The 22,104-nt window shown below is 70.4% G+C and carries 15 protein-coding genes; 10 read left to right on the plus strand and 5 right to left on the minus strand.

The window, feature by feature from the left end:
* Positions 1-599 precede the first annotated feature (599 nt).
* The 3 genes from ACFWP5_RS15595 to ACFWP5_RS15605 are packed head-to-tail and all read left to right on the plus strand — an operon-like array spanning position 600 to position 3,641.
* A complete protein-coding gene (locus tag ACFWP5_RS15595) occupies positions 600-1,757 on the plus strand; it encodes an acyl-CoA dehydrogenase family protein (protein WP_384155535.1) in 1,158 nt (385 codons plus the stop codon).
* 35 nt (positions 1,758-1,792) lie between these two features.
* Positions 1,793-2,665, plus strand: coding sequence for an acyl-CoA thioesterase (locus ACFWP5_RS15600; RefSeq protein ID WP_384155538.1), 873 nt, complete (start codon positions 1,793-1,795; stop codon positions 2,663-2,665).
* 4 nt (positions 2,666-2,669) lie between these two features.
* Positions 2,670-3,641, plus strand: coding sequence for a cation diffusion facilitator family transporter (locus tag ACFWP5_RS15605; RefSeq protein WP_384155541.1), 972 nt, complete (start codon positions 2,670-2,672; stop codon positions 3,639-3,641).
* A 31-nt stretch (positions 3,642-3,672) separates the two neighbouring features.
* On the opposite strand, the gene ACFWP5_RS15610 is transcribed toward ACFWP5_RS15605, so the two are convergent.
* Positions 3,673-4,461, minus strand: a complete 789-nt coding sequence (locus tag ACFWP5_RS15610) for a phosphatase (protein WP_384155544.1) — start codon at positions 4,459-4,461, stop codon at positions 3,673-3,675.
* Positions 4,462-4,569: 108 nt separating this feature from the next.
* Positions 4,570-6,135 carry a PucR family transcriptional regulator ligand-binding domain-containing protein gene (locus tag ACFWP5_RS15615; protein WP_384155547.1) on the minus strand — a complete coding sequence of 522 codons (1,566 nt, stop codon included), beginning with the start codon at positions 6,133-6,135 and terminating at the stop codon, positions 4,570-4,572.
* Positions 6,136-6,280: 145 nt separating this feature from the next.
* Here ACFWP5_RS15615 and ACFWP5_RS15620 point away from each other — a divergent pair, with 145 nt between their 5' ends.
* The 4 genes from ACFWP5_RS15620 (at position 6,281) to ACFWP5_RS15635 (ending at position 11,521) form a co-directional block, all read left to right on the plus strand.
* Positions 6,281-7,756 carry a sodium:solute symporter gene (locus ACFWP5_RS15620; protein WP_384155550.1) on the plus strand — a complete coding sequence of 492 codons (1,476 nt, stop codon included), beginning with the start codon at positions 6,281-6,283 and terminating at the stop codon, positions 7,754-7,756.
* 83 nt (positions 7,757-7,839) lie between these two features.
* Positions 7,840-8,808 carry an agmatinase gene (gene speB, locus ACFWP5_RS15625; RefSeq protein WP_384155553.1) on the plus strand — a complete coding sequence of 323 codons (969 nt, stop codon included), beginning with the start codon at positions 7,840-7,842 and terminating at the stop codon, positions 8,806-8,808.
* 69 nt (positions 8,809-8,877) lie between these two features.
* Positions 8,878-10,563 (plus strand): thiamine pyrophosphate-binding protein, encoded by a 1,686-nt coding sequence (locus tag ACFWP5_RS15630; RefSeq protein ID WP_384155556.1) that lies wholly within the window; start codon positions 8,878-8,880, stop codon positions 10,561-10,563.
* A 163-nt stretch (positions 10,564-10,726) separates the two neighbouring features.
* Complete coding sequence (locus ACFWP5_RS15635) at positions 10,727-11,521, plus strand: GntR family transcriptional regulator (protein WP_384155702.1); 795 nt, start codon at positions 10,727-10,729, stop codon at positions 11,519-11,521.
* A 57-nt stretch (positions 11,522-11,578) separates the two neighbouring features.
* On the opposite strand, the gene ACFWP5_RS15640 is transcribed toward ACFWP5_RS15635, so the two are convergent.
* The 3 genes from ACFWP5_RS15640 to ACFWP5_RS15650 form a co-directional block, all read right to left on the minus strand.
* Positions 11,579-12,361 (minus strand): VOC family protein, encoded by a 783-nt coding sequence (locus ACFWP5_RS15640; protein WP_384155559.1) that lies wholly within the window; start codon positions 12,359-12,361, stop codon positions 11,579-11,581.
* Positions 12,362-12,662: 301 nt separating this feature from the next.
* Complete coding sequence (locus ACFWP5_RS15645; protein WP_384155562.1) at positions 12,663-13,448, minus strand: endonuclease I family protein; 786 nt, start codon at positions 13,446-13,448, stop codon at positions 12,663-12,665.
* Positions 13,449-13,688: 240 nt separating this feature from the next.
* The gene (locus ACFWP5_RS15650) at positions 13,689-15,971 is read right to left on the minus strand and encodes an ArnT family glycosyltransferase (protein ID WP_384155565.1); all 2,283 of its coding nucleotides are present in this window, start codon (positions 15,969-15,971) and stop codon (positions 13,689-13,691) included.
* 184 nt (positions 15,972-16,155) lie between these two features.
* Here ACFWP5_RS15650 and ACFWP5_RS15655 point away from each other — a divergent pair, with 184 nt between their 5' ends.
* From ACFWP5_RS15655 to ACFWP5_RS15665, 3 genes are all read left to right on the plus strand, one after another.
* A complete protein-coding gene (locus tag ACFWP5_RS15655; RefSeq protein WP_384155568.1) occupies positions 16,156-16,968 on the plus strand; it encodes a serine hydrolase in 813 nt (270 codons plus the stop codon).
* Between the two features lie 46 nt (positions 16,969-17,014).
* Positions 17,015-18,082: an esterase-like activity of phytase family protein gene (locus ACFWP5_RS15660; protein ID WP_384155571.1), complete on the plus strand. Its 1,068-nt coding sequence runs from the start codon at positions 17,015-17,017 to the stop codon at positions 18,080-18,082.
* A gap of 157 nt (positions 18,083-18,239) precedes the next feature.
* Complete coding sequence (locus tag ACFWP5_RS15665) at positions 18,240-21,971, plus strand: ABC transporter ATP-binding protein (protein WP_384155574.1); 3,732 nt, start codon at positions 18,240-18,242, stop codon at positions 21,969-21,971.
* Positions 21,972-22,104 lie beyond the last annotated feature (133 nt).

A 22,104-nucleotide genomic window follows, 5' to 3' on the forward strand; every position in this document is an offset into this window, starting at 1 on the left:
CGCTGCCGTCGGGGCGGGAGGCGCTGGCGTTAGTTGAGACCGAGTGGGAGCTGGCCTCTGGCGGGAGATGGGCCTCGGTGGGAGTTGACCTCCGGAGGGTCCGAGACCGGCGGGGGCTGGGCGCCGGCGGGCGTGAGCGTCGGTGGGAGATGAGCCCCAGTGGGAGCTGGCCTCTGGTGGGAGATGGGCCTCGGTGGGAGCTGGCTTCCGGCGGGTCCGAGCCCGGCGGAAGCTGAGCGCGGCGCGGGCGCGAGCGTCGGCGGGAGCTGAGCGCCGGCCCGAGCGCAGTCGGGTGCTGCGACCGTGTCGGGGCCGGGGCCGGGCCGGGGCCGGGCCGGGGCCGGGCCGGGGTCGGGCTGGGGTCGAGGCCGGGCCGGGGTCGCGGATTCGTCGGGGTCCGGGGCGGAGCCCCGTGTCGGGGCCGCTTGGCCTACCGAGTCGGGCGGGTGGGTGGGCAGAGAGCGGGTGGATGAGCGGAGCGACAGCGTGACCAGCGTTACGTGCCCGTTCCGCTGGACGCTCCCCCTACTCGCCGGTACCGTGATGTTCTGAGCAAGCGCTTAGACATGGACCCTTGACGTAGCTGGAGGTGGCGGCAGGTGCGCCGTACGGTGTTTGACGAGGACCACGAGGCGTTCCGGGAGACCCTCCGGGCCTTCATCGAGGCCGAGGTCGTCCCCGTCTACGACGAGTGGTTCGCGGCCGGCCAGGCGCCGCGCGACTTCTACTACAAGCTCGCCGAGCTGGGCGTCTTCGGCATCCGCGTGGACGAGGAGTACGGCGGCGCGGGCATCAACTCGTACAAGTTCGAGGCCGTCCTGTACGAGGAGACCGCGCGCGCGGGCGTCTCCTTCGGCGGCTCCGGTGTGCACGTGCTGCTGGGCCTGCCCTACATCAAGCTGCTCGCCAACGACGAGCAGAAGAAGAAGTTCCTGCCGAAGTTCGTCACCGGCGAGGAGATGTGGGCGATCGCGATGACCGAGCCGGGCACCGGCTCCGACCTCGCGGGCATGAAGACCACCGCCAAGCTCTCCGAGGACGGCACGCACTACGTCCTCAACGGCGCCAAGACCTTCATCACGGGTGGCGTGCACGCCGACCGCATGATCGTCTGCGCCCGCACCTCCGCGCCCACCAAGGAGGACCGCCGCCACGGCATCTCCCTCTTCGTGGTGGACACCAAGGCCGAGGGCTACTCGGTGGGCCGCAAGCTCGACAAGCTCGGCCTGAAGACCTCCGACACCGCCGAGCTGGCGTTCGTCGACGTGAAGGTCCCGGTCGAGGACCTCCTCGGCGAGGAGAACAAGGGCTTCTACTACCTCGGCCACAACCTCGCCTCCGAGCGCTGGGGCATCGCCTTCGGCGCGTACGCGCAGGCCAAGGCCGCCGTCCGGTTCGCCAAGCAGTACGTGCAGGAGCGCGTGGTCTTCGGCCAGCCCGTCGCCGCGTTCCAGAACACGAAGTTCGAACTGGCCGCCTGCCAGGCCGAGGTGGACGCCGCCGAGGCCGTCGTCGACCGCGCGACCGAGGCCCTGGACGCCGGTGAGCTGACCCCCGCCGAGGCGGCCAGCGCCAAGCTGTTCACCACCGAGGTCGCCCACCGCGTGATCGACAAATGCCTCCAGCTGCACGGCGGCTACGGCTTCATGAACGAGTACCCGATCGCCCGCCTGTACGCGGACAACCGCGTCAACCGCATCTACGGCGGCACCAGCGAGATCATGAAGACGATCATCGCGAAGGACATGGGTCTGTAAGGTCCCCGAAATTACCGGCCCGTAGAAAAGGTGCCATGAGCCAGGCACTTCAGTCTCTCCTCGATCTGCTCGACCTTGAGCAGATCGAGGAGAACATCTTCCGCGGTCAGTCCCAGGCCGCCGTCGTCCCCCGCGTGTTCGGCGGACAGGTGGCGGCCCAGGCACTCGTCGCCGCCGGGCGGACGGTCCCCGAGGACCGCCTCGCCCACTCCCTGCACGCGTACTTCCTGCGCCCCGGCGACCCGGGCGCACCGATCGTCTACACCGTCGAGCGCATGAACGACGGCCGCTCCTTCAGCGCCCGCCGCACCGTCGCCGTACAGCACGGACAGCCGATCTTCGCCCTCTCCGCGTCCTTCCAGAAACACGAAGAGGGCTTCGAGCACCAGGCCCCCATGCCGTCCGCCCCCGACCCGGTCACCCTGCCCACCTCCCAGGACCGGCTGCGCGGCTACGACCACATCGCCCCCGAGGTCGTCGAGAAGTTCCTGGAGGCGCGCGAGGCCATCGACCTGCGCTACGTCGACGAACCGCCGTACGGCCAGTTCGGCACGCCCCGCGAACCGCGCTCCCAGGTCTGGTTCCGCACCAACGGCAAGCTCGCCGACGACCCGCTCCTGCACGTCGTCCTCGCGACCTACGTCTCCGACATGACCCTCCTCGACTCCGTGCTCCTCGCGCACGGCCGCGGCGGCTGGGCCGTAGGAGATGTGGTCGGAGCCTCCCTCGACCACGCGATGTGGTTCCACCGGCCGTTCCGCGCGGACGAGTGGCTGCTCTACGACCAGGAGTCGCCGTCGGCGTCCGGCGGGCGTGGGCTCGGGCAGGCCCGGATCTTCACGCAGGACGGTCAACTGGCCATCTCCGTCATTCAGGAGGGCGTGGTCCGGGTTCCTCGGGAACACTGAGGACATGACAGAAGCAGAGGACGGTGAGGGCGGCGGCGAGTCCACCGTCACGGTGATCGTCGCGGCCGTCGCCAACCTGGGGATCGCGTTGGCCAAGGCGGTCGCCGGCGTCATCAGCGGATCCAGCGCGATGCTCTCCGAGGCCGCGCACTCGGTCGCCGACACCGTCACCGAACTCCTCCTCCTGACCGCCCTCAAACGCAGCGGGAAACCCGCCGACGAGGAACACCCCCTCGGCTACGGCCCCGAGCGCTACATCTGGGCGATGCTCGCCGCCGTCGCCACCTTCGTCGGCGGCGCGGTCTTCTCGATCTACGACGGCATCCACACCCTCGTCGCCGGCGAGGACCTCGGCGACCCGCTGATCTCCTACATCGTGCTCGGCGTCGCCTTCCTCCTGGAGGGCTACTCCCTGAGGACGGGCGTACGCCAGGCGCGCGGCGAGGCGGCCCGCTTCGACGCCTCCTTCAAGCGCTACCTCCGCTACACCCCCGACACCGCCGTCAAGGCCGTAGTCCTGGAGGACTCCGCCGCCCTCGTCGGCCTCCTCCTCGCGGCCGGCGGCCTGCTCGGCGGCCAGCTCACGGGCTCCGGCGCCTGGGACGGCACCGCCTCACTGTGCATCGGCGCCCTGCTGCTCTACGTCGCCTGGGTGCTGGGCCGCTCCAACGCGGAACTCCTCATCGGCCGCCCGCTGCCCAAGGCCATGCGCGAGCGGATCAAGGCGGAGCTGCTCGGGGTCGAACACATCGAGGCCGTACTGGAGTTGACGACCCTCGTGCAGGGCCCGCGCGAGGCGCTGGTCGCCGCGAAGATCGACTTCCGGGACAGGTCTACGGCCGCCCAGATCGAGTGGGCCTGCGAACAGGCCGAGCAGCGACTGCGGGAGGCGTTCCCGTCGGTGAACCGGGTCTATCTGGACCCGACACCGGGGTACGCGCAGCGGCGGGCGGAGGGGCTGAACCCCTGGCCGTGACAAGGGGGTTGAGCCGAGCCGAGCCAGGTGCTCAGGACAGCCCGGCCTCCGCCAGCAGATACGCCGTCATCGGGTCGTAGTACCTGGGGCTGACCACGTGGTCGTCGAGCGGGACCGCCACCTGGACGGTGCCCTCCGACTCGGCCAGGAAGAGCGCCGGGTCGTTGCTGTCCGCGTACCCCACGGAGTCGACGCCGTGGCGGCCCGCGTAACCCGCCCAGCCGTGGTCGGCGACGACCAGGTCCGGCAGCGGGCGGCCCTCGCGCTCCAGAGCGGTCAGGATCGCCTTCATCGGCTCACCGGAGTGCGTGTGCCAGAGCGTCGCGCCGTGCTCCAGGACGGCCACGTCCGCGAACTGCATGACGTACCCCTCCTCCGTCTGCAGCCCGTCCGGGATCACGACGATCTCGCAGCCGGCCGTACGCAGAGCGGCGGCCGTGGCGTGGTGCACGTCGAGCAGGCCACCCGGGTGACCGGTCGCGAAGAGCACCCGCTGCTGCCCGTCGGCAGCCTTGCGCAGCCGCGCCGCCAGCCGGTCCAGCCCCTCGACCGTCAGCTCCGGGTCGATGGTGTCCTGGCCGTATCGGTACTCGGGATCGTCGTTCACACCCACCCGCTCCGCCATCACCGCGAGCACGTCCTGCTCGTCGGTCCAACGGTCACCGAGCTCCAGGCCGAACCAGTAGTGGCGGTCGCCGTTCGCGAGCTTGCGGTAGTGGGAGAGGTTGTTCTCGCGAGGCGTGGCCACGTCGCCCGCGATACGGGTCTTCACAAGGTGGTCGACGAGCTCGGCGCGGCTGGGGGTCCCGGGTATCGGCATGCTTCCCATTGTGAAGCAGAGGGATGTGCGCGTGCCCGGCGTCCCGAACGCTGGGATGTGGATCACTCGCGGGCGACCACTCACAGGTGACCGCTCACAGATCGCCGCTCACAGATGACGCAGGCCGAACCACAGCTCCATCCGTACGTCCGGATCGTCCAGGTCCGCGTCCAGCAGCGCCGCGCACCGGGCGATCCGCTGCCGCACGGTGTTGCGGTGCACTCCCAGGGCGACCGCCGTACGGTCCCAACTCCCGTGCAGGGAGAGCCAGGTGCGCAGGGTCTCGGTGAGCGCGGGGTGGGCGGCGAGCGGCGCGAGGAGGGTACGGGCGTGCGCCTCGGCCTCGTCGTGCGGGACCAGTTCGGTGAGACCGGCGAGACCGGCGCGGCCGGAGGAACCGTGCCGGACCAGCGGGACGCGGGTCGCACGGGCGCGGGCGAGGGCGCGAGCCGCCTGGGTGTCGGCGGCGGGCCAGTCCTGCGGAGAGACGGCGGCACTGACACCGACGGTCCAGCCGGGTTGCGGGGCGGGGTCACGATCGCCGGGGACGAGGACCCGTACGACGTCCGGCGCCAGGTCGATCAGCGCGGAACCGAGGGCGGCGCCCAGCGCGGAGGCGGTGACGGGGTCCGGCGCGTGCGCGTCCGGTCGTGCGTGGACTACGACCCACCGGTCCCCGCCGAGCAGCGACGCGACGTCCTCCGGCGGGGCGCCCAGCAGCAGCCGTACGAGCGCGGAGGAACGGTCCGCTCCCGTGCGGCTCTGGTGTTCGCCGGTGAGGAGGGAGAGGAGTACGGCGGCGACGGAGGCGATGGTGTGGTCGCCGGGGGCGCGCTGCGGGGCGGCGACCCCGAGGACGAAGCCCTGACCGGTGCCGAGGGCGTAGGCGGCGAGGTGGGCGCCGGGCACGGTGTCGGTGGCGGAGGTGGGCGTGGGGGCAGGGCGGTTCGTCGGCGGGCTTTCGGCGGAGGTGCGGACCGGGGACGTGGAAGAAGAGGGGGTGGCAGTGGGGCGTACGACGCGCGCCAGCCCCGCCAGCGCCTCCCGCGTCTCCGCCCCCGTCGTAGCCGACCCCGCCCCCGTCGCGATCTCCGTGCCGGCCGGGCCGTACAGCACCGCTCGGCCGCTTACCCGCTGGGCGAGTTGGCGTAGGACCGAGGGGATCGGGTCGGGGCGGGAGGCCGCTGCGGCGAGGCTCTGCTGGGCCTCGGTGACGCGGCGGAGTTCGGCGAGGCGGGCCTGCGCCATCAGTTGCCAGACCGCGCGGGCCACCCGGGAGAAGGGGGTGGGCGGCGGGACCTCCAGGAGCGGAAGGTCGTAGTGGTCGCAGGCCGCGACCAGGGCCCTCGGCACGGTGTCGTGGACCGGCGCGACGCCGAAGCCGCGGGCCACGCCGCCCGCCTCGACGATCCGGGAGACGTAGTCGGCGAAGTACGTGCCCGAGCCGGCCGCCTCCGGGATGTGGACGCCCGCCGTCAGCAGCAGCTCGCCGCCCAGCAGGTACGGATACGGGTCCGGCATCTCCGAGGTGTGCGCCCAGTGGATCGCGATGTCCGGGTCGGACGGCCCGGCGATCTGCCGCAGCCCCAGATCCTCGCGGGCCAGGAGCGCGGCGAGGGGCACGGGTGGGGTGGGCGGTGTAGGTGGCGTGGGCGGAACCGTGAGGTCCGGCATGGTGGACGTTTCCTCCATCACCTCGGGCTCGGATGGATGAAACGTACACTTCGCAGCCGCTTTCCGGCCACCTAGGGTCAGTCGCGACGCAAGCCACCCGAGAGTGGTCGCAAGCCCCCCGAGAATGTGCGAAGGAGGCCCCCGTATGGCCGTCGACTACACCATCATCGTCGTCTACCTGGCCGGCATGCTGGCCATGGGCTGGTGGGGCATGCGCCGCGCCAAGTCCAAGAGCGACTTCCTGGTCGCGGGCCGCCGCCTGGGCCCGGTCATGTACTCCGGCACCATGGCCGCGATCGTCCTCGGCGGCGCGTCCACCATCGGAGGCGTGGGCCTCGGCTACCAGTACGGCCTCTCCGGCGCCTGGATGGTCTTCACCATCGGCCTCGGCCTGCTCGCCCTCTCCGTCTTCTTCTCCGCCCGCATCGCCCGCCTGAAGGTGTACACCGTCTCCGAGATGCTCGATCTCAGGTACGGCGGCCGCGCGGGGGTCATCTCCGGCATCGTCATGTGGGCGTACACCTTGATGCTGGCCGTCACGTCCACCATCGCCTACGCCACGATCTTCGACGTCCTCTTCGACATGAACCGCACCCTCGCGATCGTCCTCGGCGGCTCGATCGTCGTCGCGTACTCGACGCTCGGCGGCATGTGGTCGATCACGCTGACGGACATGGTGCAGTTCGTGGTGAAGACGATCGGCGTGCTGCTCCTGCTCCTGCCGATCGCGGTCGTCAAGGCCGGCGGCTTCAGCGAGATGAAGGCGAAGCTGCCCACCGAGTACTTCGACCCGCTGGGCATCGGCGGCGATACGATCTTCACCTACGTCCTGATCTACACGTTCGGCATGCTCATCGGCCAGGACATCTGGCAGCGCGTGTTCACGGCGGGCAGCGACAAGACAGCCAAGTGGGGCGGCACGGTCGCGGGCACCTACTGCCTCGTCTACGCCGTCGCGGGCGCCGTCATCGGCACGGCCGCCAAGGTCCTCTATCCGAACCTCGGCAGCCCGGACGACGCCTTCGCGACCATCGTCAAGGACGAACTCCCGATGGGTGTACGGGGGTTGGTGCTCGCCGCCGCACTGGCCGCCGTGATGTCGACGTCGTCCGGCGCGCTGATCGCGTGCGCCACGGTGGCCAACAACGACATCTGGTCGCGGCTGCGCGGCGCCGTACGGCGGGACGGCGAGGAGCGGGACGAGCAGCACGACGAGGTGCGGGGCAACCGTGTCTTCATCCTCGTCATGGGCGTCGCGGTGATCGTCACGGCGATCGCGCTGAACAACGTCGTGGAGGCGCTGACGGTGGCGTACAACCTCCTCGTCGGCGGACTCCTCGTCCCGATCCTGGGCGGACTCCTGTGGAAGCGCGGCACCGCGCAGGGCGCGCTGGCCGCCGTGGCCGTCGGCGGGCTCGCGGTCGTCGGCCTGATGGCGACCTACGGCATCCTCGCCAACGAGCCCGTCTACTACGGCCTGTTGCTGTCTCTGGCCGCCTATGTGACCGTCTCCCTCGCCACGCCGGCGACCGACGCGGCCGTACTCGCCGCCTGGCGGGACCGTCTCGCGGGGCGCGGTGCACCCGATCTCGCGTCCGAGCCGGTCGCCGCCGGTCAGTAAAGTCGTAGCCAGCCGCACAAAGCTGCACCAGGTCGTACAAAGAAGCCCATACGCGTCGAAGCGTAGGAAAGAAGGCAGTGCCCATGACCAGCAACGAGACGCCCCGAGGCCCGGTCGACTCCTCCCGCACCCCGCGGTACGCCGGACCCGCGACCTACGCCCGGCTGCCGCGGCTGGACGAGGTCGGCACCGCCGACGTGGCCGTGGTCGGGGTGCCGTTCGACGCGGGAGTCTCGTACCGGCCGGGCGCGCGCTTCGGCGGCAACGCGATCCGCGAGGCGTCCCGGCTGCTGCGGCCGTACAACCCGGCGCAGGACGCGTCCCCGTTCGCGCTGGCACAGGTAGCGGACGCCGGTGACATCGCGGCGAACCCGTTCAACATCAACGAGGCCGTCGACACGATCGAGGCTGCGGCGGACGAACTCCTGGGCACCGGCGCCCGGTTGATGACCCTGGGCGGCGACCACACCATCGCGCTCCCGCTGTTGAGGTCGGTGGCGAAGAAGCACGGCCCGGTGGCCCTGCTGCACTTCGACGCCCATCTCGACACCTGGGACACGTACTTCGGCGCCGAGTACACGCACGGAACGCCGTTCCGCAGGGCGGTGGAGGAGGGCATCCTCGACACGGAGGCGCTCTCGCACGTCGGTATCCGCGGGCCCCTGTACGGCAAGCAGGACCTCAAGGACGACGAGAAGATGGGCTTCGGCATCGTCACGTCCGCGGACGTCTACCGCCGGGGCGCCGACGAGGTCGCCGACCAGCTGCGCCAGCGCATCGGCGACCGGCCCCTCTACATCTCCATCGACATCGACTGCCTCGACCCGGCCCACGCACCCGGCACCGGCACGCCCGAGGCCGGCGGCATGACCTCCCGCGAACTTCTGGAGATCCTGCGCGGCCTGGCATCCTGCAACCTGGTGTCGGCGGACGTCGTCGAGGTGGCACCGGCGTACGACCACGCCGAGATCACGTCGGTGGCCGCGTCGCACACCGCGTACGACCTGATCACGATCATGTCCCGGCAGATCGCGGAGGCGCGCAACTCGTAACGCCGGACAGGCAATTGGTGACGCGCAGAGAGACGTCGTAGAGGGACGTCGTAGGGAGACAGAGAGCACGTGACGCACGACCACGACCTGGAACTCCGCCCGACGGCCGCGCAGATCTCCGCCGCGCTGAACCCGCCCCCCGGGCGCAACGGCGGTGACCTGGTCGTGGAGACCCTGGCGGGCCTCGGCGCGACGACCGTCTTCGGTCTGCCCGGCCAGCACGCGCTCGGCATGTTCGACGCCCTGCGCCGCTCCGACCTCCGCTACATCGGCCTACGGGTGGAGAACAACGCCGGGTTCGCGGCGGACGCGTACGGCCGCATCACGGGTGAGGCGGCCCCGCTGCTGCTGTCCACGGGCCCGGGCGCGCTGACCTCACTGGCGGCGCTCCAGGAGGCGCGGGCGGCCTCGGCCCCCGTCCTGGCGATCAGCAGCCAGATCCCGACGGCGGGCCTGGGCGGCGGACGCCACGGCTACCTCCACGAACTCCCGGACCAGTCCGCCTCGTTCAGGGGCGTGGTGAAGTCGGTCCACACCGTCCGCACCCAGTCGCAGATCCCGTCCGCGATCGCCGAGGCATGGAAGTCGGCGCTGACGGCTCCGCACGGCCCGGTGTGGGTGGAGATCCCGCAGGATGTGCTGTTGGCTCCTACTCTGCTGCCGGTGGTGACGGCGGTGGACGCGACACCGGAGGACCTGGTCCCGCGCCCCGAACTGACCGCCGTAGCAGCCGACTTGCTGTCGCGCGCGACCCGTCCGGCGATCATCGCCGGTGGGGGAGTGATCCGCGCGGACGCCTCGAAGAAGTTGCGGCAACTGGCGGAGAAACTCCAGGCCCCGGTCGTCACGACGCCCGGCGGCAAGGGCGCGTTCCCCTGGACACATCCCCTCTCGCTCCAGTCCTGGCTGGAGGACCGCCACACGACGGACTTCCTGGAGGACGCGGACGTAGTACTGGTGGTGGGTTCAGGCCTGGGCGAACTGTCGTCGAATTACCACACGTTCGCCCCGCGAGGCCGGGTCATCCAGATCGAGGCGGACCTCGGCAAACTGGAGTCGAACCACCCGGCGTTGGGGATCCACGCGGACGCGTGGCACGGGTTGCAGGCGCTGCTGGAGACGGTGACGGAACGAGCGGACACTGCGGCGGCCGAGCGGGTACGGGACGTGCTGGCGAAGGTCCGGGACCGCATCGCCGCCCAGGAACTGACCCTGGAACAGGGTGTGTTGGAGTCGGTACGAAGGGCGCTGCCCGCCAACTCCCCGTCCTTCTGGGACATGACGATCCTCGCCTACTGGGCCTGGTCGGCCTTCGACGCGAAGGGTCCCAACCACCTCCACTCCGCCCAGGGCGCGGGCGGCCTCGGCTACGGCTTCCCGGCGGCACTGGGCGCGGCGGCGGCGGACCCGACGCGTCCGGTGCTGGCGGTGTCGGGGGACGGGGGTGCGTTGTACTCGATTGCTGAGTTGGCGACGGCCAAGCAGTACGACCTGAACGTCACCTGGCTCATCGTCGACGACGGCGGCTACGGCATCCTCCGCGAGTACATGACGGACGCGTTCGGGGAGGCGACGGCGACGGAACTGGTCCGGCCGGACTATGTGGCGCTGGCGGAGTCGTTCGGGGTGCGGGGGGTTCGTACGACTCCGGAGGCGCTGGAGTCGGACTTGGCGAAGGCGTTGGGGGAGCCGGGTCCCTCTGTGGTCGTACTCCCGGCTGTGTTGCGGATGTTCGCGGCCACGCATTTGGAGTGAGGGCTGGTTCGGGGGCAGGTCGGGCCGGCCGTGCGTGCAGGCCTTGTTCTGTTATCGAGCGGCCAGGTCGGAAGGTCCGTCGAACATGGCTCGCGCCAGCAGGGCCATCGCCTCCGGGGCGCCCCCCAACGAAGAGGAGAAGGACAGCGGGACTCCACGCGCGATGCGGTCCAGCGCCACGTCCTCGGGCGTGCGTCCCTCCAGCGGCGGGGACACGGGGCGTCAGCCGAAGTACCAGCGCATCGCGGCGCGGCTGCGGGAGGCCATCGAGGCTGGTGAGTACGGGCCCGGTGAGCGGCTTCCCGGTGAGAACGACCTCATGGCCGAGCACGGTGTGGCGCGGATGACCGCCCGGCAGGCCCTCGGTGTGCTGCAGGCGGAAGGCATTGTCGAGGCGCGCAAGGGAGCCGGGGTGTTCGTCCGGGACTTCAAGCCGATCCGGCGGCGTGGGCTCGAACGTCTCGCGCACGCGCAGTGGGGTGAGGGGCGTTCCATCTGGTCGGCCGATGCCGGGGATCGTGAACTCCTCGTCGATTCCGTCGAGGTGGGTGAGGAGGACGCCCCGGCCGCGATCGCGGGAGTGCTGGGGCTGGGTGAAGGGGGACGGGTCTGTGTGCGCCGTCGCCGGTACGTCCTCGACGGCAAGCCCGTGCTGCTGGCCACCTCGTTCCTCGCGGCCGACCTCGCATCGGGCATGCCCATCGCTCGACCGGACACCGGTCCTGGCGGCGTCTACGCGAGGCTGGAGGAACTCGGGCGTAAGCCCGTCCACTTCCGGGAGGAGGTCCGTTCCCGGATGCCCAGCGGTGACGAGGCCGAGCGACTGGCGTTGCCGACGGGCGTGCCGGTCATGCTGATCGCGCGAACTGCCTTTGACACTGCGGGAGTTGCCGTCGAGGTGAACTCCATGGTGCTGGACTCGGCCGCGTATGTGCTGGAGTTCGACTTCGAGGCCTGAGCCGCTCCGCACCCTCCGTAGGGCGCCCCTGAGCCGGAGCTTCTCCCGTCGGCGGCGTCACATCCGCGGGTCCGGCTTCAGCAGTGCGAACACCGCTCCGAAGGGGTCCCCGAGCCAGGCCATCCGGCCGACCTCCGGTACGTCGGTCGCCGGCATGAGGACGGAACCGCCGTTGGACTGCGCCGCCGTGATCGTCGCGTCGACGTCCGTCGAGTGGAAGTACGGTACCCAGCGCGGGAGTTCGCCCTCGCCGGCGTTCAGTGGCGCGACCCCGCCGAAGGACGCGTCCTGCTGGTCGCCTGCGCTGGTGCTCAGTACCCGGTATGTCATCCCGGGTGCCTGCATCTCCTGGCTGCGCCAGCCGAACAGGGTCTGGTAAAAGGCGATGTCCGCCTCCGGGTCGGGGGCGTGCAGTTCCGCCCAGAGCAGGGTGTTGGGGGCGGAGGTGAGTTCCAGGCCCGCGGTCCTGCCCGGCTGCCACAGTGCGAACTGGGCGCCCTGCGGGTCGGTGGCCTGGGCCAGCGTGCCTTCGCCCATGACGTCCGTGGGGTCCACGCGGACGGTTCCGCCGCCGGCCGTGACCGCCTGGACGGTGGCCGTGATGTCGTCGGTCTTGAAGTGGATCATCCAGGCGGACCTGGCCCCCTCCTCGGTGAGCGGTCCGAGGGCCGCGACGGTCTTCCCGTCCACCTGGAAGAAGCCGTAGCCGCCCGTGTCAGGACCGGCCGAGACGAACTGCCAGCCGAGGACGGCGCCGTAGAACGCGGTGGCCGCCTCGGTGTCGGGGCTGCCGAGGTCGAGCCAGTTGGGCGAGCCGGTGGTGAAGTCGGTGCCGAGCATGAGGTCCTCCTGCGGGACTGCGGGACGGGTGTATCCCGACGGGTGTATCCCGACGGGCGAATCGGGGCGGGGGCCACGATGCCGTCCCGGCTGCTGTCGTCCGCGTATGAGCAGTGACAGGACCTCGGTTTCCATCGAACGGCGCAACGCCCGCGCCACTGAGCGGCCGGCGGTCCCGCCGGAGTCCCTGCGCGAGATCGGCCGCACGGGTGGCGTACCCGTGCGGCCGATTCCGTCCGTCACCGGAGTCCGTCACCGGAGTCCGTCGCGCAGTGCGTCGCGGAGCCCGGTTGATCCGGCTCTACCAGATCGCCTCGACCCACTCCGGGTGGTCGATGAACGGGTTGCGGTTGTGCTGGTAGGTGTCGTAGATGACCTGGTTGCGGTTCTCCTCGAAGGCGCTCGGCGGGTCCGCCTCGCTCCAGGCCTTGAGGACGGAGAGCTTGCCCATGTAGGGGTTGCTGCCGTTGCCCACCTTCTCGTTGGGCTCCAGGTCGGCGAAGCCGTCGTCACCCTCGTAGCGCACGGCCATGTAGAGGATCATGCGGGCCACGTCGCCCCGGTCCGCCGCGCGAGGCGCGAAGGAGTCGGAGTCGACGGTGCTGCCGCCGCCGTTGTCGAAGTCCAGGTTTCCGCGGATGCTGTTGACCTGGACGTCCGCGGGACGCAGGTGGTGCAGGTCGGTGCCGGGGCCGGTCACCTCGCCGAAGTCGCCGTGGGACTTGGCCCAGGTGTGCTCGCGGTTCCAGTCGCCGACGTCGCCGCCATTGAGGGACTTGGCGCGGGAGACACCGCTGTACAGCAGGATCACGTTGCTGCTGTTGTTCGGGTCCTGGTCGGTGGCCATGAGGGCGTTCCAGACCGCGGCGTACGAGATCTTCGTGACGTTGCTGCTGATGATCGTGTGCAGCGACGACTTCAGGGTCGTACCCGTCTTGCCGACCGCGTTCTTGTAGTACGTCGAGTCGTACGCGGTCGTCGTGGCCGACGCCGGGGTCGCGGTCAGCGTCGGCGCGGCGAGGCCGACCAGGACGGCGGCCGTGGCCAACGCCACCGATTTCCAGCGGTGCATGCGAGTCGCCAGCATAAAGAGTGTCCCATCTACGCGGGTTGAATGGGGCGGCAAACGGGAGCGTGACATGTTCATGCGGTCGAGTAAATAAACGGGACGTGTCGATCCGGTGACCTGAAGCGACAATTTGCCCTGTGTCTACGCGAGTTGACTGCGGGTAGACGGTTGGTTGTCATACCAAAACGGCCCCCGACCGTGTGGTCGGGGGCCGTTGGCCGTTCGTCGCTGCCTACGTCGGGGTCACTTCCGTCGGCGTCACTTCACGTCCGACGCGTCCAGCCGGTACAGCGTCGACGTGTTGGTGGTGGAGGTCGAAGAACTGGAGCTGGACCCCGAACTCTCCGTCGACGCGCTCTTGTCGTACGCGCTCTCCTTCACGGCCGTCGCGTTCTTCTGCACCCACGCGGTGATCTCGGTGTTCAGGGTGCTGTTGCCGCCCATACCGCCGCCGCCGAGCTGGATGTAGTGCAACTCGCCCTTCTTCACCAGCTCCTTGAGCTTGGCGAGGGTCATCGCCTTGTCGGAGCCGGTGAAGCCCCACATGGAGATGACGGGCTTGTGGGTGCTGAGGATCAGCTGGCCCGCGCTCTGCGAATTGGACACCGCGAGCAGCCACTTGGCGCCGTCCTGGTGCTTCTCCAGGTACGAGATGAGCGCGGTGGACGTGGTGCCGCCCATACCGCCGCCGCCGAAGCCGCCGCGCGTACCGCCGGTGCCGCCGCCCGGAGCCGTGCCGGTGCCGCCGGAGGCCGTACCGCCGCCGGGGATCTCCCCGTTGGTACCGCCCTGTTGACCACCGGCCGTGCCGCCGGTTCCGGCGCTCGGCGCCCCGCTCGGGGCCCCGCCGCCCTGCGGCACCTCACCGGTGCCGCCGCCGCCCGGAGTCATCCCGCCGGGAGCCTCGCCGCTCGCCCGGCCGCCACCCTGCCGGGTGCCGCCGGGAGCCTCGCCGCCGCCGAAGCCGCCGCGGGTGCCGCCCCCGCCGCCCCCGCCGAAACCGCCGCCGGTGGACGGACCCGCCGTCGGGTTGGTGCCGCCCATGCCGCCGCCCGTACCGCTGGACGCGGCCGGCGTCACGGCGTACGCCGTCGGACCGGCGAGCGCGGCGATGATCGCCGCCGCGATGGACGCGGTGAGGAGCCGACCGCGGTTGCCGGAGCGGAAGACGAACAGGCCCACGATCGCGAGGACCATGAGGACGCCGATCGTCGGCCACAGCCAGGTGTTCCAGCCGGAGGCCCGGCGCAGCACCACGATCGCCCAGATCCCGGTGACCGCGAGGCCGGCCGGCAGGACCCACGACCAGCGCGCGTCGTCGCCGCGGAAGGCGCGCCACAGCATGACGCCGCCGCCACCGCACAGGGCCGCGATGCCCGGCGCGAGCGCGGTCGTGTAGTACGGGTGCATCGTGCCCTGGGCCATGCTGAAGGTGACGTAGTGCAGCAGGGTCCAGCCGCCCCACATGACCAGCGCGGCGCGTGTCGGGTCGGTGCGCGGGGCGCGGCCGACCAGGACCAGTCCGGCGATCAGGGCGATGGCCGAGAAGGGGATCAGCCAGGAGATCTGGCCGCCGAGGATGTCGTTGAACATACGGCCGAGGCCCGCGGTGCCGGCGAACGTACCGCCGCCTCCGCCACCACCCGCGCCGCCGCCTCCGCCGCCGTTGCCGTCGCCGCCGAACACGCGGCCGAAGCCGTCGTAGCCCATGATCAGGTCCCAGGCGGTGCCGTCGGTCGAGCCGCCGATGTACGGGCGGTCCGCGGCGGGGACGAGCGAGACGGCCGTGGCCCACCAGAAGCTGGAGACGGCCAACGCGACCGTGGCCAGGGCGAGTTGGACGATCTTCTTCTTCCAGCCGAGCTTCGACGCGAACAGGTACACGGCGAAGACGGCGGGCAGGGCGATGTAGCCCTGGAGGAGCTTGGTGTTGAAGGCGAAGCCGAAGCAGGCCGCGGAGCCGATGAGCGGCAGCAGCCGGTCGGTGCGCACGGCGCGCAGGCCGAGGGCCGCGCCCGCCACCATCAGCAGGACGAGGAGGGTGTCGGGGTTGTTGTCACGGTTGATGGCGACCGTGATCGGCGTCAGGGCGAGGACCAGCGCGGCGATCGCCGCGGCCACGTGCCCGAAGTACCGCTTCACGGAGGAGTGCAGGATCCAGATCGTGCCGAGTGCGGCGGCGACCTCGGGCAGCATCATCTGCCAGGTGCCGAAGCCGAAGATCCGGCACGACAGGCCCATCACCATCAGGGAGAAGGGTGGCTTGTCGACCGTGATGAAGTTGCCCGCGTCCAGCGAGCCGAAGAACCAGGCCTTCCAGCTCTGGGTGCCGCTGTAGACGGCACTGCTGTAGAAGCTGTTCAGGCTGGATCCGGAGAGGTTCCAGGAGTACAGCACGGCCGCCAGGACCATGATCGCGATCAGCGCGGGCAACGACCAGCGGGGCGCCTTTTCGGGCGGCGCCTCGGCGGGTGGGGCCGGCGGCGGCCAGTCGGCGGACGCGGGGTCGGTGTGGGGGTGTGGATCGGTGGCAGATGTCACCCACGCATCGTGCAAAGGCAGGGTGGGTGACTGCTGTGCCGTACCTGGCGGCTGGCTGTGAATTCGCACAGGGGGGAGTAACGCGCCGCACAACCGTTCCCCAACCCGTACAACCTTTCACGCCTTCCTGTGAGTCAAGTCATGCATGACTCAGTCTCATTGGACATCCCGCCGAGCCAGAGCGATGGCCGTCGGCGCGGGCGCCGGGATCCTCATACCCGTCCTGGCCGCCGCGACGCCCGCTGCCGCGGCCACCCCGACGGTCAGCTGTACGTCGGCGAAGGCCGGCCTCGCCGCCAAGCTGAAGAAGGACATCACCGCGGCCCTCGCGACCCGCAAGGGAACCGTCGCCGTCGGCCTCTACGACCGCACCACCAACACCACCTGCACCCTGCGGGCGACGAGCGCCTACGACTCCGCCAGCACCGTCAAGGTGACCGTCCTCGCCACGCTGCTGTGGGACGCGAAGAAGCACAACCGCCTGCTGACGTCACGCGAGACGACGCTCGCCAAGGCCATGATCACCAAGTCGGACAACACGGCGACCTCCACCCTGTGGAAGCAGCTGGGCCTGACGAAGATCAAGGGTTTCCTGACCGCCGCCGGCATGACCCAGACCAAGCCCGGCGCGAACAACTACTGGGGCCTGACCCAGGAGACCGTTACCGACGAGCAGAAGCTGCTCAAGCTGGTCACCGCCAAGAACACGGTACTGAGCGACAACTCCCGTGCGTACATCCTGAAGTTGATGAACCAGGTGATCTCGTCGCAGCGCTGGGGCACTCCGTCCGGTGCCCCCTCCAGCGTCACCGTGCACGTCAAGAACGGCTGGCTGCAGCGCTCCACGCACGGCTGGCGCGTCCACAGCCTGGGCACCTTCAACGGCGGCGGCCACGACTGCATGATGTCCGTGCTCACTCAGGACAACAGCACGATGAGCTACGGGATCACGACGATCCAGGGCGTCGCAAAGGCCATCCACAAGGATCTTGCGTAACCCCGAGGTCTCCCGCACGTCACCCGCCCGTCCTACGGTGACGCCCATGCGCCTGAGAACCGTACTCGCGACCGCGACCGCCGGCCTGGCGGCGGCCACCTGCCTCACCGCCGCCGGGCCCGCGAGCGCCGGCAACTCCAGTACCAGCACCTCCAGTACCACCAACTCCCGTACCAGCAACGCCTGTTCGTCCTCCGTCTCGATCGACCGCTTCTCCGACGCGCTCGACAAGACGACGTACGACGGCACCTTCGTCGGCAACTTCTCCGCGCTCGCCGTGGACAAGGACGGCTCGATCGCCGCCCTGGAGGACCGGTCCTCGCTGTTCGACCTGAACGCGAAGACCCTCCAGCCGAAGCGTGCCGTCCACCTCGCCGACGAGAACGGCGCCGACCTCGACTCCGAGGGCCTGGCCATCGACCGCGACGGCACCCGGCTGATCACCTCCGAGACCGAGCCGTCCATCCGCCGCTACTCCGCCGACGGCACGATCCTCGACCGCTTCCCGGTCCCGTCCTCGCTGCTGGTCGCCCCGGCCGGCCGGGCCGTCTCCAACCAGACCTTCGAGGGCCTGACCCTGCTGCCCGGCGGCCACACCCTCCTCGCGTCGATGGAGGACGCGATCGCCGGTGACAGCGCGGGCACCGTCCGCTTCCAGACCTGGACCCGGACCAAGGGCGACCACTTCAGGCTCGCCGCCCAGTACGCGTACAAGACCGACGCCGCGTTCCTCGGCGTCCCCGAGGTGCAGGCACTCCCCGACGGCCGCCTCCTCGTCCTGGAGCGCGGCTTCACCAGCGGCGTCGGCAACACCGTCCGCCTCTACCTGGCCGACCCGCGCCACGCGACGGACACCAGCGGCATCGAGAACCTGACGGGCCAGTCCGGTGTCCGCCTCATCAAGAAGACGCTCCTCGCCGACATCGCCGACTGCCCGTCCCTCGGCGCCACCGCGAAGCAGCCCCAGCCGAACCCCCTCCTCGACAACATCGAGGGCATGGTGATCACGGGCCGCGAGAAGGGCCGCTACAAGGTGCTGCTGGTCAGCGACGACAACCAGAACGCGGTCCAGACGACGAGGTTCTATTACCTCCGGGTACGAGTAGCCCCCTAAGGGGCGCGGGGAACTGCGCGACCAGCCACAACGCACCCGCACTGTGATGACGGCCGAACCCAGCGGAGCGTTTTGTTGCGGAGGGATGAAATCCGGTCCGATTCGCGTTGGTGCCTTCCGTAAGACCAGCAGATCAGGGGCGAACGGAAGGCACCGCGTGGCAGCACAACAGGGGGAGACACAGGGCTGGGCCCGAAGGCTCGCCGGATACGCCTGGCGATACCCCAAGGACGTCGTCCTGGCCCTCGGCGCCTCCCTCGCCGGTATGGCGGTCATGGCAGTGGTCCCGCTGGTCACCAAGGTGATCATCGACGACGTGATCGGCGGCCACACCCGCTCCATGGCCCCCTGGGCGGGCGCCCTGATCGTCGCCGCCCTCCTCGTCTACTTCTCCACGTACATCCGGCGCTACTACGGCGGCCGCCTCGCCCTCGACGTCCAGCACGACCTCCGCACCGAGATGTACGGCACGATCACGCGCCTCGACGGCCGTCGGCAGGACGAGCTGTCCACCGGCCAGGTCGTCGGCCGCGCGACCAGCGACCTCCAGCTGATCCAGGGCCTGCTCTTCATGCTCCCGATGACCATCGGGAACGTCCTGCTCTTCGTGATCTCCCTCGCGATCATGGCCTGGCTGTCCCTGCCCCTGACCCTGATAGCCCTGGCCGTCGCCCCCGCCCTCGGCTTCATCGCCCGGCGCAGCCGCAGCAAGCTGCACCCCTCCACCTGGTACGCGCAGGCCCAGGCCGCCGCCGTCGCGGGAGTCGTCGACGGCGCCGTCAGTGGCGTACGCGTGGTGAAGGGCTTCGGCCAGGAGGACCAGGAGACCGGAAAGCTGCGGGAGGTCGGCCGCCGGCTCTACGCGGGACGCCTCCGCACGATCCGGCAGAACTCCAAGTACACCCCCGCCCTCCAGGCCGTCCCCGCCCTCGGCCAGGTCGCGATGCTCGCCCTCGGCGGCTGGCTCGCGGTGCGCGGCCACATCACGCTCGGCACGTTCGTCGCCTTCTCCACCTACCTCGCCCAGCTCGTCGGCCCGGTCCGCATGCTCGCCATGGTCCTCACGGTCGGCCAGCAGGCCCGCGCAGGCACCGAACGCGTCCTGGAACTCATCGACACCGAGCCGTCGATGACGAACGGCACCAAGGAACTCCCCGCCGACGCCCCGGCCACGGTCGAGTTCGACGACGTCTCCTTCGGCTACGACCACGAGCGCCCCGTCCTCAACGGCCTCACCTTCGAGATCCGCCCCGGCGAGACCCTCGCCGTCGTCGGCTCCTCCGGCTCCGGCAAGTCCACGGTCTCGCTCCTCCTCCCGCGCTTCTACGACGTCACCCACGGCGCCGTCCTCATCGGCGGCCACGACGTCCGCGAACTCACCCTCGACTCCCTCAGGGCCGCGATCGGCCTGGTCCCCGAGGACTCCTTCCTCTTCTCGGACACGGTCCGCAACAACATCGCCTACGGCCGCCCCGACGCGACCGACGAGCAGATCCTGACCGCCGCCCGCGCCGCCCAGGCCGACCGGTTCATCAAGGAACTCCCCGAGGGCTACGACACGACGGTCGGCGAGCACGGCCTCACCCTCTCCGGCGGCCAGCGCCAGCGCGTCGCCCTCGCCCGCGCGATCCTCACCGACCCGCGCCTGCTAGTCCTGGACGACGCGACCTCGGCGGTGGACGCACGCGTCGAGCACGAGATCCACGAGGCCCTGAAACAGGTCATGCAGGGCCGGACAACGTTGCTCATCGCGCACCGCCGCTCCACCCTCAACCTCGCCGACCGCATCGCCGTCCTCGACGGGGGCAGACTCGCCGACATCGGTACGCACGAGGAGTTGCAGCAGCGCTCGGCCCTCTACCGCCGCCTCCTCACCGACCCCGACGAACTCGGCGGTGTCTCACCGGGCCACGCCCAGCCGGCCGCACCGGCCGAAGACACCTCCGTACGCGACGAGTTGGACGCGGAGTTCGACGCCGAGCGCGGGCTCACGCCCCGGCTGTGGACCGGCGACCGCGAGCCCAAGGACACCGCGCTGTCCGGGATGCCCGCGACGCCCGAACTCCTCGCGCAGGTCGACGCGTTGCCCCCGGCGACCGACGTCCCCGACATCGACGAGGCACGCGCGGTGCGCGCCGAGGACTCGTACGGACTGCGCCGGCTGCTGCGCGGTTTCGGTACCCCGCTGCTGATCAGCCTCGGCCTGGTCGCCGTGGACGCGGGCATGAGCCTGCTCCTGCCGATCATGATCCGGCACGGCATCGACCAGGGCGTGACCAAGATGGCGATCGGCGCGATCTGGTCGGCCTCGGCCCTGGCCCTGGTCGCCGTGGTCGTGCAGTGGGCGGCGCAGCGCGGCGAGACCCGCATGACGGGCCGTACCGGCGAACGCGTCCTCTACACCCTCCGCCTCAAGATCTTCGCCCAGCTCCAACGCCTCGGACTCGACTACTACGAGCGGGAGTTGACCGGCCGGATCATGACCAGGATGACGACGGACGTGGACGCGCTGTCCTCGTTCCTGCAGACGGGCCTGGTCACGGCCTTCGTCTCGGTCGTCACCTTCTTCGGCATCATGGTCGCCCTGCTGGTGATCGACGTACAGCTGGCGCTGGTCGTGTTCGCGACCCTTCCCCCGCTGGTCGTCGCCACCTTCTTCTTCCGCCGGGCGAGCGTGAAGGCGTACGAACTCGCCCGTGAGCGCGTGTCGTTGGTCAACGCCGACCTCCAGGAGTCGGTGTCGGGGCTGCGGATCGTGCAGGCGTTCCGGCGCGAAAAGGACGGTGGCCGGCGCTTCGCCGAGCGCAGCAGCAGCTACCGCGAGGCCCGTACCCGGGGCCAGTGGCTGATATCGATCTACTTCCCCTTCGTGCAGCTGCTGTCGTCGGTCGCGGCGGCGTCCGTGCTGATCGCGGGCGCGGGAAGGGTGGACGCCGCGACGCTGACGACGGGTGCGCTGGTCGCCTACCTGCTCTACATCGACCTGTTCTTCGCCCCGGTCCAGCAGCTCTCCCAGGTCTTCGACGGCTACCAGCAGGCCACCGTCTCCCTGGGCCGCATCCAGGAGTTGCTCCAGGAACCGACGTCCACACGAGCGGCCGACGAACCGCTCGAAGTCCTCTCCCTGCGCGGCGACATAGCCTTCGAGGGCGTGCACTTCGCGTACGGGGACGACGAAGAGGCCATCGGGGGCGTCGAGTTGACGATCCCGGCGGGCCAGACGGTCGCCTTCGTCGGCGAGACGGGCGCCGGCAAGTCGACGCTCGTGAAGCTGGTCGCCCGCTTCTACGACCCGACCGGCGGCCGGGTCACGGTGGACGGCACGGACCTCCGGTCCCTGGACATCACGTCGTACCGCCACCACCTGGGCGTCGTCCCCCAGGAGGCGTACCTCTTCCAGGGCACCGTCCGCGACGCCATCGCCTACGGCCGTCCCGACGCCACCGACGCCGAGGTGGAGGCGGCGGCCCGTGCGGTCGGCGCCCACGAGATGATCGCCACGCTGGACGGCGGCTACCTCCACGAGGTCGCCGAACGAGGCCGCAACCTCTCGGCGGGCCAACGCCAGCTGATGGCCCTGGCCCGAGCGGAACTGGTGGACCCCGACATCCTGTTGCTGGACGAGGCGACAGCCGCCCTCGACCTGGCCACGGAAGCCCAGGTCAACCAGGCCACCGACCGCCTCGCAGGCCGCCGCACCACCCTCGTGGTCGCCCATCGCCTGACGACGGCGGCCCGCGCGGACCGGGTCGTGGTGATGGATCACGGGCAGGTCGTGGAGGACGGCACACACGACGAGCTGCTCGCCCTCGACGGGTACTACGCCGACCTGTGGCGCACGTTCGTCGGTGCGCCTGGGGCGGAAGAGCAGGTCACCGCCCCTCGCTGACCCCTTCCTTTTTTGCTCGTTCGCCTTCGGGGCGCTTTCTGCCGGTGTCGAGAGCCCGACCGTGCTCGACCTCTCGACACCGGCGCGCCCCTATGGCTCACTCGCGGTCGCGCAACCATGCGACGTACGTCTT

The organism is Streptomyces sp. NPDC058469 (assembly GCF_042721125.1).
In the GTDB taxonomy this organism is placed as follows: domain Bacteria; phylum Actinomycetota; class Actinomycetes; order Streptomycetales; family Streptomycetaceae; genus Streptomyces.